The sequence below is a fragment of the Desulfovibrio sp. ZJ200 genome (assembly GCF_011039095.1).
Classification (GTDB): domain Bacteria; phylum Desulfobacterota; class Desulfovibrionia; order Desulfovibrionales; family Desulfovibrionaceae; genus Desulfovibrio.
Genome location: NZ_JAAKEH010000073.1, coordinates 1 through 8,245 on the forward strand (window position 1 = coordinate 1; position 8,245 = coordinate 8,245).

Sequence of the window (8,245 nt, forward strand, 5' to 3'; positions counted from 1 at the left end):
AAGTCCGGTCTTGTGTTTGATGACGCTTTGGTTGAAACTTTGCATCGGGAACTCCTTGGGCATGACGCCCGGTTGATGGGTTGCTTACACTTCCATCAAAACGGAGTTCCCTTTCCTTTTCAAGGGGTACTGTCAGATCAAGTCGAAACTAGAGCATATCAATCTTGGCGATGCGAAGTCAGCAAAAATTCTCGCCAAACTTTACACCGACAACATATTTGTCAAACTCTCCGACCAAGAAAGAAAAGAATCTGCTTATCTTGCCTACGCTCAGGCTCTCTGCCTTGGGGACACGTCTGTCCGCCCACACATGGACGCGATTCAAGCTCAAATTCCGCAATCCATACAGGATGAAGCGAATTCTGATTGCAAAGAACTGAAACGTCTTTTGGGGAGATGAGCATGAAACTTTCGTCACTATTCATGTTGCTGTCTGTCCTCTGTCTCTGCGCATGTCAGGGAACGTACAAACAATATGTCCCCGCGCCTAATGAGATGCCCGCCGACGCAGCCTTTTTCACTGACCAGCAACGTACTCCTGAAGAACTTATTAGTGTTCAAAGTACGCAGAATGCCAATCCCTATGTTCTTCAAGCTATTATGAAAACACGGGGATTTGTCTACAAGGGATATCGTGTGATAAAATCGCAATATTCCCTGTCCATCTCCGATATAAAAAAGGCGGCGTATGAAATAGGGGCTTCTCATGCTCTTTATTTTATCACAGATCAGAAAACTGTCTGTGAAGAAAAAGAAAAAATAGATATTGGTAATCTGTTGGTGGACATTCTTGATGCCAAAGGGAAGTCTGATTATCAGATGGCTCTTAAGAGAGGATTACACACAACCCGTTCCTTTGAAAATGTGACGTACTACACATATTATATTACATACTGGAAAAAAACAAATGGCGACAAGTCGATTTTGCTCAATGACAGTGAAATAACCTTGCTGAAGGACGAACAAAAAACTCTGCGCAGAACGATTAGCGAGCTTCAAAAACAGATGAAAAGCATTGAAAGGCAGAAGAAATCCATGCAATCCGTCCCAGCAAAGATACCACAGCATGACAATAATGCCCTTGTGGAGATAACAAGCCAACTGTCAAAAATTAATGAACAGGTTCAACAAATGAAGGCATATCAGGAGGAAGTCCATCAAGCCATAGATAGAAATGATGTTCATCAGGCACAGATGCACTTCCGGGACATCCCAAGCAAATAATATATGATTCATTATCATTAAGGCTACGTATCCTCCGGATTGCCGAGGGATTGCCCATACCTGTCTACAGATGACTTTTTCAAAAACAGGTATTCAGAGACAAGTGATGTTCTGTTTTTCCAAAAAACTTCCTCTCCGGAGAGCCGATGCTCTTCTGCAACAGGAAAAGGAGGTCTTTTCTTCGTCTTTCGTCCTCGGCTGAGGCCACAAACCCACGGCGGACAAGGCCCGCCGCTACGCGGCTCAACACCACCTCCCCTACATCGCTCTGGATGACGGCTTTCTGCGCTCCCTTGATCTCGGCTGCAAGGGGGCGCCGCCGCTCTCTCTGGTGGTGGATCATACGGGCATCTACTACGACGCCGGGGGCCGTCCGATCTGGAAAAACTGCTCAATACTTCCGGCTGGGAAACGCCGGAGCTGATGGATTCCGCACCCCACCGGAGGTGAAGCGGAAGCCCGGCGCCATGCGGATATTATCCTGCGCGACTTCCCTATGGGCCGTCTTCTGCCCCTGATCCATGAGGTGCATACCCTGACTTTCCAGACCGGCTTTGAGGCATTGCTGCGCGGGGTCAGGGTCTTCACCTATGGCGGGCCGTTCTACGCGGGCTGGGGCCTCACGGAAGACAGACAATCCTTCCCCCGCCGCAAGGCCCGTCTGACGCTGGATGAACTGGCGGTCGGAGCCTTGCTGCTCTATCCCTCCTGGTACGACTGGCAGACAGGGGGCTTTTGCCGGGCCGAGGATGTCTGTTGCCGCCTGCTCCAGCCGGACGGCCAGATACGCGGGCGCGTCTGGGCGCGGCTTGCCACTGCCGGGCGAGGCTTCCTGCGGAGCATGGGACGATGAAAACCCATCTCTTTCTTCAGGGGCCGCACGGTCCCTTTTTCCGGCGGCTGGGGCGGGCATTGGACCGGCGGGGGGATACGGTCATCCGCGTCAACTGCTGCTGCGGCGACGTGGTGGACTGGCCCTGGCCCCACACCCGCCTGTTCCGCAAAAAAGCCACGGCCTGGAGCGCATGGATTGCCCGGCTCATGGATGAAAAACAGGTGACGGACCTGCATGTCTTCGGAGACTGGCGGCCCCTGCACCGGGAAGCCGTCCTGCTGGCCAAAATCCGGGGCATCCGGATCTGGGCCTATGAGGAAGGCTATCTGCGCCCGGACTACATCACTCTGGAGCAGGGCGGCGTGAACGGTCTTTCCTCCCTGCCGCACACCAGAGAAGGCATGGCGGAACTGGCCGCCCGCTGCCCGGACGCGCCGCGAGCCCGCAAACTCGGCAATCCGCAAACCGTCAAGACCTGGCGGGCCATCGCCCATTATGCGGGGACAATCTTTCTCTGGCCGCTGTTCCGGCATTTTCAGACCCACCGCCCCCAAAGCGCCAGCCGCGAGGTCTGGGGCTGGTTTTTGCGCGTGCTGAGCCGTCCCGCCCGGGGAAGCGTTCCGCCCGGGCGCTGCGGGCCGCGTACCGCGCCCATGCGCCGTACTTTCTCTTTCCCCTCCAGCTTGACGCCGATTCCCAGGTTCGCCGTTATTCTCCCTACAGCGGCATGAAGGAGGCCATTGCCTGCGTGCTGACCTCTTTCGCCCGAAACGCCCCGGCGGATACCCATATCCTCATCCGCAATCACCCGCTGGATAACGGCCTGATCGACTATGCGGGCTTCATTGCCTCTTTCGCCACGGCCTGCGGCATCAGCAGCCGAGTCCACTTCATCGAGGGCGGCAAGGCCCACAAAATGATGGACAGAAGTCTGGGGGTGGTGGTTCTGAACTCCACCATAGGGATTTCGGCCCTGCGCCAAGGCAAGCCGGTCTACTGCGTGGGCACGTCCATCTACGCCATGCAGGGTCTGGCGGTAAGCAAGGCGGAAATGCCGCTGGACGCCTTCTGGAGCCATCCGCGCGGGCCGGAAGCGGCAGCGATTGCGGATTTCGAGCGCGTGCTCAAGATTCATGCCCTAGTCAACGGAAATTTCTATACACGGGAGGGCATCAGCACGGCCGTGGAGGGGATTGGGCAAAGGCTGGATGATGCCTCCGGATAACACTTGCCAAGCCGGAAGTGACGACTTATAGAAAAAGGGAACCCCGGTTCCTGCGTCAACAGAAACCGGGGCTGGCGCGGCGCGTTACAGCGCCCCGCACGGCTGCTAGAGTTACAGTTTTTTCATGACCCCGACCCATCGTGAGTGGGCCGGGGTCAGCCGTTACATGGCGTCAGACGCCAGCAACAGCACCACAGCCAGTACGATAAGCGAGACCATGATCAAACGTCTCATGGCCGTGCTCCTTTTCCGGCTTGCGCCGCGCCGAGCGCAGGCAGTCAGTGAAAAGAAGCAGCCGTGCGGTTCATCTTATATCCTGTCCTTTCCCGCCAGGCAATGCAGGATACAGCTGGAAAATCATCGTAACCGGAAGGCCGGACGTGTCTGCCTTTCGCGTGTTTCGTGATGTATTCTATCGTGCTCCAATGTCCTCAGCGTCTCTGTTGAATCTTTGAATTTCTTCCTTCGTAGGCCGCACATTCGCAATATCAATATCCCCCGCTGTCCCGAATGCATACCAGACCACCCTGCGCCCGTACTCTATCCGTTCGTCACGGCTCTGTCCATGGAGGCGGGCCGGGGTGTGTCTGAATAATTCGTTGGCCACATCCTGCGGCGTGTATCCGGCACAGCGTAGGTACAGGGCAATGGCCGCGTCCAGGCGTGATGCGTCCATCTGTTCCGGGAATCGTTTTTTGACCATTTCCCGGTAGGCGGCATAGGGCGAGGGCAGCGTGCCGCCCCTGGGAAATTCACGCTTCCTGACCTCCACGCCGGGAGCGAGCCTTCTCCGAAAACGCCACAGATTGCCGCGGTGCGGGCTGCGCTTGCCCAGCCAGTGCTTGAAGCGCGGGAGCCGCTCCGGTTTTTCTGATTGAGATTGCCTGTCCCGCAACGCCGCTTTCTCCTCCCGCTCCTGTTCTTTCAAAAAATGCCGGGCAATATTCAGCACGAAAAGCCCGTGCCGGGCAAGACGGGCTGTGGCCGCCTCCCGGCGATCCCGCTGCCGTTGTTCCAGCTCTTCCCATTCTTCCTCCTGTTTCTTTTCAACGAGGCGTCTTCCTTTGGCCAGCCTTTGCCGCTCCTTCTGATACTCCTGCCATTCCTCCCGGCAGACATGACTGACCGGCTCCGGGGCGGGCTTTTTGAATGTCCGCCCGGAGTAGTAGCCTGGCTCGAACGCTCCGAGCCGTTTGCACAGCCTGGACATGCTGAAATTCCTGTCCACGCTGGACGCCTTGACCGCCGTGTCGCCCACAAAAATCACAGCGCCCGAACCCTTGCGGGCGAAACGCAGCCCCACGGCGTCCAGTCCGGCGTGAACCTCTTCCCAGCACGAGGCGTTCTGAATGACGGCATGACCGCGCTCCTGGGCGATACGCTGCGCGGACTTTTCGCCCGTGGCGCTTTCAAAGTCCTCGGCCTTGGACTTGGGTTTTACCTGTTCCCGATGCTGGAGATTCCTGACCACATGCCCTTGTTCATTGATGCGATAGCGGGCATTTATCTGCAGTGCCCAGCCCTGTTTATGTTCGATTTCAGCAACAATCTTGTGTGCTGCCTCAATATCGAATCCATGATGCGGTTGAATGACTTTCTGCGTGTAAGGATGCGTTCGGTTGACGGCGATATGGAGGTGATAATTGCCCGTGTTTTTGTGCAGGGCATAAATTGTCTGGTGTTCGGCAAGCCCCATTCCCCGAAGAAAAAGACTGACCGCCTCGTCCGCCTGTTCGCGGGACGGCTGTTCGTTTTCCTGCCATGACAGAATCCAGTGCGTGACCGGCATTTTGCTCTAGATGGATTCCTCGGCCAGGGAAATCATCTTTTTTTTCTGTGCGGCAACAGTCGAGGTGAGGAAATTTCTGCTTCCTGCAAAGGCGAGTTTGTCCCTGCCCGCGTCGTCATGAGAAGCAAGAATGTAGTCCACCAGACCGCCGATCATGGCGGACTTGGATTTTTTGAAGCTGGTACGTTTGAGCTTTTTGACGATCATTGTTGTTCGCTCAGGGCTTCAATGGTTCCCCGGATTGCCCGCAGAGCGGCTTCCAGTTCCGTGAGGGTGGCCGCGTTTCCCGTCTGCTTCACCACAGCAAAATGATGCTTGAGCAGACCTCCAAGTCGTCGTAGTTCCCGGATGATCTGGTCGTCCGTTCTGGCAATGATGGGCCTGCCGCCGAAGAACAGCCGCCGCATGTACTCGGAAACCGAGATTCCGGCGGTCGCGGCCTGTCGGGTGATTCTTGCGTCTTCTTCAGCGGTGAGCCTGAGCGTCCGCCGCCGCTGAAATCTGATTGTCGCCTTCCGCTTTTCCATCTGCCTTTCCCGCCTTTTTGAGAGCGTGAGAAGCGAAGCGCCGAACGCTCTGCCGGAGTCCAGAGGCGAAGCCTTTGGCAGGATGTTAGCTGGCGTCAGACAGCTACCATCCTGTAAAGAAGAACGCTCATCAGTCTCTGGGGCAGTACATTCATACTTCTGCTGGCGCATCGGTCACGCCGTGCTTCCCCTTTTGGCGCAAGCATAGATGAAAAATGCGCTTGAAGGCCAGAGAAAAAATGAAAAAGACTGTATTGCTTTTCCTTGAACAAATGATTCTGACGGCAATATAAATTTAAACAGAAATGATTTAAAAAAATTTACTGTCTATACTTATGTACTATAATCCAGATACATCCAGTATTGTACAAATATGTCCACAAAGAAAAGTTGCCACTCAAGTTTTCACTGTGGTATGGGGAAAGGTCTCTGAATTTTTAACAAGGGAGGTGACAGCTATGGCAAAAGCCCGGCGCTACACAATGGAACAAATAGAGGCCGCCCGGAAAAAGCTCCGCAGCTTGCCTATGAAAACGATTGGCAAGACCCGTGCGGAAGTCGCGGAGCTTCTGGGCAAGGACATCAGGAAGGCCGCGCGGCAGGGCTATACCCCGCGCGACATAAGGGACGTACTCGCGGATGCCGGGCTTTCGGTTCCACTGACCAGGCTGGAAGCCCTGTTTGAAAAAGTTCCGGCACTGGGGTCTGCCACGGGCAAGGAAGAGACGGATCAAGACACAGCCCCGCCCGCTGCCGTTGGCGAAACTGGCGGACATGGAAGCACAGACGGGATATGAGGCAAAAAGAAACGGCGCGGTCAGGGTGCATGCCTGGGCCGCGCTGCATTACGGAATCTCTGGAACAGGGCCGGGGGCGTGTCTTGCCTTTTATCCCGCCTATCGTACTTTTCCGCGTAACATATCCAGATAGTCAGCGTACTCCTGAACCATGCGTCGCCGTTCCGGCAGATACTCCGCATAGTTGTACGCGGCGCGGACGCCATTGCGTTCACAGTGGGCAAGCTGGCGCTCTATCCAGTCTGTGTTATAGCCAAGCTCGTTCAGGAGCGTGGACGCCATTGACCGGAAGCCGTGAAAGGTATGTTCGCCGGTGACGCAGCCGAGTTGCCGCAGGACGCGCAACGGGCCTCCCCTGTACATGGGGCCGTCGTTTCCCGCCCTGTTGCCAGGAAAGACAAAGCGTCCATCGCCGCTTTTCTCATGCAGCTCATGGAAAATCGTCAGGGCCTGACGCGAAAGCGGCACGACATGGATTTGCCTCATCTTCATCCGTTCCGCCGGAATGCGCCATTCCGCCGCCTCAAGGTTGATTTCCTCCCATTCCGCGCGGATCAGTTCATTGGCACGGACAAAAACCAGCGGCGCAAGACGCAGGGCGCGGGAGATGAAAAAGTTCCCCTCATAGGCGTAGATTTTGCGCAACAGTTCGCCCACGGCAACGGGTTCGGTGATGGCCGCATGGTGGCCGTTGACCGTGGGGGCGAGAGCGCCGCGCAAATCGGCGGCAATGTCATGTTCCGCCCTGCCGGTGACAACGGCGTAACGGAAAATCCGTCCGGCATCGCGCAGCGCCTTGTGGGCGATGGTCAGCGCGCCCCGTTCTTCCACTCGCCGGAGAACGGCCAGCAGTTCCCTTGGGGTAATAGCGTTGACGGGACGTTTGCCGATGTGGGGAAAGAGGTTTTCCTCCAGAATACGAATGACTGTTTTTCGGTATGCGGGAACCCATTTCGCTGAATATTGGCGTACCACTCCCGCGCCACGTCCTCGAAAGAGTTGCGGGCCGCTTCCGCCGCCGCTTCTCTGGCCTGGCGTCGGGCCTCACTGGGATCGGTATGTTCCCGCAGCAGCTTTTTGGCGTCTTCCCGTTTTTCCCGCGCCTCGCGCAGGCTCACGGACGGATACGGCCCAAGGGAAAGAAGCTTTTGCTTGCCCGCGAAGCGGTACGCCAACCGCCACGATTTTTTGCCCGTAGGCGTGACGTAGAGGAACAGGCCCCGCCGTCCGAGTGCTTCTGAATCTTGCCGTTGGCTGTGACATGCCGTATGAATGTGTCGGTCAGCTTCATCCGGCCACCTCCAGAGTGGTGTTTCTTGGTACGGTTGGACTGACTGCTACCAACATATTTCTAAAAAAACCTTTTGATACAATGTATTACAAGAAATATGCCGGTAGCTGAGAGGGGAACCCCGTTCAGTTTTCCAGGGTCGGGGGCAGCACTGCCAGACCCTGGGAAACGCCGTCATTGACCGCCCAGACCTACCAAAAGACTACCAACACGTCTACCAACGGTTTTTGTGGATGCAGGTGGATTTTTGTGGATGGGATAAGGCAAAGATGTCTGATTAGAGCAATTTGACTTTTATTTTATTTAAAAATCGTTTAGATTGCAGAGATGAAATTTGCATCTGAAGAAATCCGAACCAAGGCTGTTCATGCGTATCTTGATGGAAAAGCAACAGCCAGGCAATTGGCAGATATTTTAGGTTATACCCCGGCTAGCATCTGCAATTGGGTCAGAGCTTACCGTGAAAACCAACGATTATCAGCCAAACCCAATGGCCATCGCCCAAGTTGTTTCTCATGCGAGGAGATTCGGGAATTGCAAGCCCTTCTTGATAAAAA

At 55.4% G+C, this 8,245-nt stretch carries 13 protein-coding genes and 1 pseudogene; 8 read left to right on the plus strand and 6 right to left on the minus strand.

Features of this window, described 5'->3' with window-relative positions; genetic code table 11:
- The first annotated feature begins 402 nt into the window (after positions 1-402).
- Entirely contained in the window at positions 403-1,224 is an 822-nt protein-coding gene (locus G7Y52_RS13750; protein WP_165072851.1) for a hypothetical protein, read from the plus strand.
- Positions 1,225-1,303: 79 nt separating this feature from the next.
- Here G7Y52_RS13750 and G7Y52_RS15100 read toward each other — a convergent pair whose 3' ends face one another.
- The gene (locus G7Y52_RS15100) at positions 1,304-1,567 is read right to left on the minus strand and encodes a hypothetical protein (protein ID WP_206215321.1); all 264 of its coding nucleotides are present in this window, start codon (positions 1,565-1,567) and stop codon (positions 1,304-1,306) included.
- Between G7Y52_RS15100 and G7Y52_RS15410 the strand changes: the two genes are divergently transcribed.
- From G7Y52_RS15410 to G7Y52_RS13770, 5 genes are all read left to right on the plus strand, one after another.
- Positions 1,487-1,648: a hypothetical protein gene (locus G7Y52_RS15410; protein ID WP_346773719.1), complete on the plus strand. Its 162-nt coding sequence runs from the start codon at positions 1,487-1,489 to the stop codon at positions 1,646-1,648. The genes G7Y52_RS15100 and G7Y52_RS15410 overlap by 81 nt on opposite strands.
- A gap of 3 nt (positions 1,649-1,651) precedes the next feature.
- Positions 1,652-2,077 carry a hypothetical protein gene (locus G7Y52_RS15415; RefSeq protein WP_277424318.1) on the plus strand — a complete coding sequence of 142 codons (426 nt, stop codon included), beginning with the start codon at positions 1,652-1,654 and terminating at the stop codon, positions 2,075-2,077.
- Positions 2,074-2,790 carry a hypothetical protein gene (locus G7Y52_RS15540; RefSeq protein WP_277424317.1) on the plus strand — a complete coding sequence of 239 codons (717 nt, stop codon included), beginning with the start codon at positions 2,074-2,076 and terminating at the stop codon, positions 2,788-2,790. Before G7Y52_RS15415 ends, G7Y52_RS15540 begins: the two co-directional genes overlap by 4 nt.
- Positions 2,691-3,284 carry a hypothetical protein gene (locus G7Y52_RS15545; RefSeq protein ID WP_277424319.1) on the plus strand — a complete coding sequence of 198 codons (594 nt, stop codon included), beginning with the start codon at positions 2,691-2,693 and terminating at the stop codon, positions 3,282-3,284. The genes G7Y52_RS15540 and G7Y52_RS15545 overlap by 100 nt, the downstream gene beginning before the upstream one ends.
- A 124-nt stretch (positions 3,285-3,408) precedes the next feature.
- Positions 3,409-3,690: a hypothetical protein gene (locus G7Y52_RS13770; RefSeq protein WP_165072855.1), complete on the plus strand. Its 282-nt coding sequence runs from the start codon at positions 3,409-3,411 to the stop codon at positions 3,688-3,690.
- 6 nt (positions 3,691-3,696) lie between these two features.
- Here G7Y52_RS13770 and G7Y52_RS13775 read toward each other — a convergent pair whose 3' ends face one another.
- The 3 genes from G7Y52_RS13775 to G7Y52_RS13785 are packed head-to-tail and all read right to left on the minus strand — an operon-like array spanning position 3,697 to position 5,600.
- Positions 3,697-5,073, minus strand: coding sequence for a relaxase/mobilization nuclease domain-containing protein (locus tag G7Y52_RS13775; protein ID WP_165072857.1), 1,377 nt, complete (start codon positions 5,071-5,073; stop codon positions 3,697-3,699).
- Positions 5,074-5,079: 6 nt separating this feature from the next.
- The gene (locus G7Y52_RS13780; protein WP_165072859.1) at positions 5,080-5,280 is read right to left on the minus strand and encodes a hypothetical protein; all 201 of its coding nucleotides are present in this window, start codon (positions 5,278-5,280) and stop codon (positions 5,080-5,082) included.
- Positions 5,277-5,600 (minus strand): hypothetical protein, encoded by a 324-nt coding sequence (locus tag G7Y52_RS13785; RefSeq protein ID WP_165072861.1) that lies wholly within the window; start codon positions 5,598-5,600, stop codon positions 5,277-5,279. Before G7Y52_RS13785 ends, G7Y52_RS13780 begins: the two co-directional genes overlap by 4 nt.
- 527 nt (positions 5,601-6,127) lie before the next feature.
- Between G7Y52_RS13785 and G7Y52_RS13790 the strand changes: the two genes are divergently transcribed.
- Entirely contained in the window at positions 6,128-6,397 is a 270-nt protein-coding gene (locus tag G7Y52_RS13790) for a hypothetical protein (protein WP_165072863.1), read from the plus strand.
- A 99-nt stretch (positions 6,398-6,496) separates the two neighbouring features.
- Here G7Y52_RS13790 and G7Y52_RS13795 read toward each other — a convergent pair whose 3' ends face one another.
- Together G7Y52_RS13795 and G7Y52_RS15575 are read right to left on the minus strand one after the other, a co-directional pair.
- Positions 6,497-7,372, minus strand: a complete 876-nt coding sequence (locus G7Y52_RS13795) for a site-specific integrase (RefSeq protein WP_346773718.1) — start codon at positions 7,370-7,372, stop codon at positions 6,497-6,499.
- A 113-nt stretch (positions 7,373-7,485) separates the two neighbouring features.
- Positions 7,486-7,572 (minus strand): annotated as a pseudogene (locus G7Y52_RS15575) (Arm DNA-binding domain-containing protein); the annotation flags it as partial.
- A gap of 443 nt (positions 7,573-8,015) precedes the next feature.
- Here G7Y52_RS15575 and G7Y52_RS13800 point away from each other — a divergent pair.
- A partial coding sequence (locus G7Y52_RS13800) for a helix-turn-helix domain-containing protein (RefSeq protein ID WP_165065509.1) occupies positions 8,016-8,245 on the plus strand: 230 nt, incomplete at its 3' end.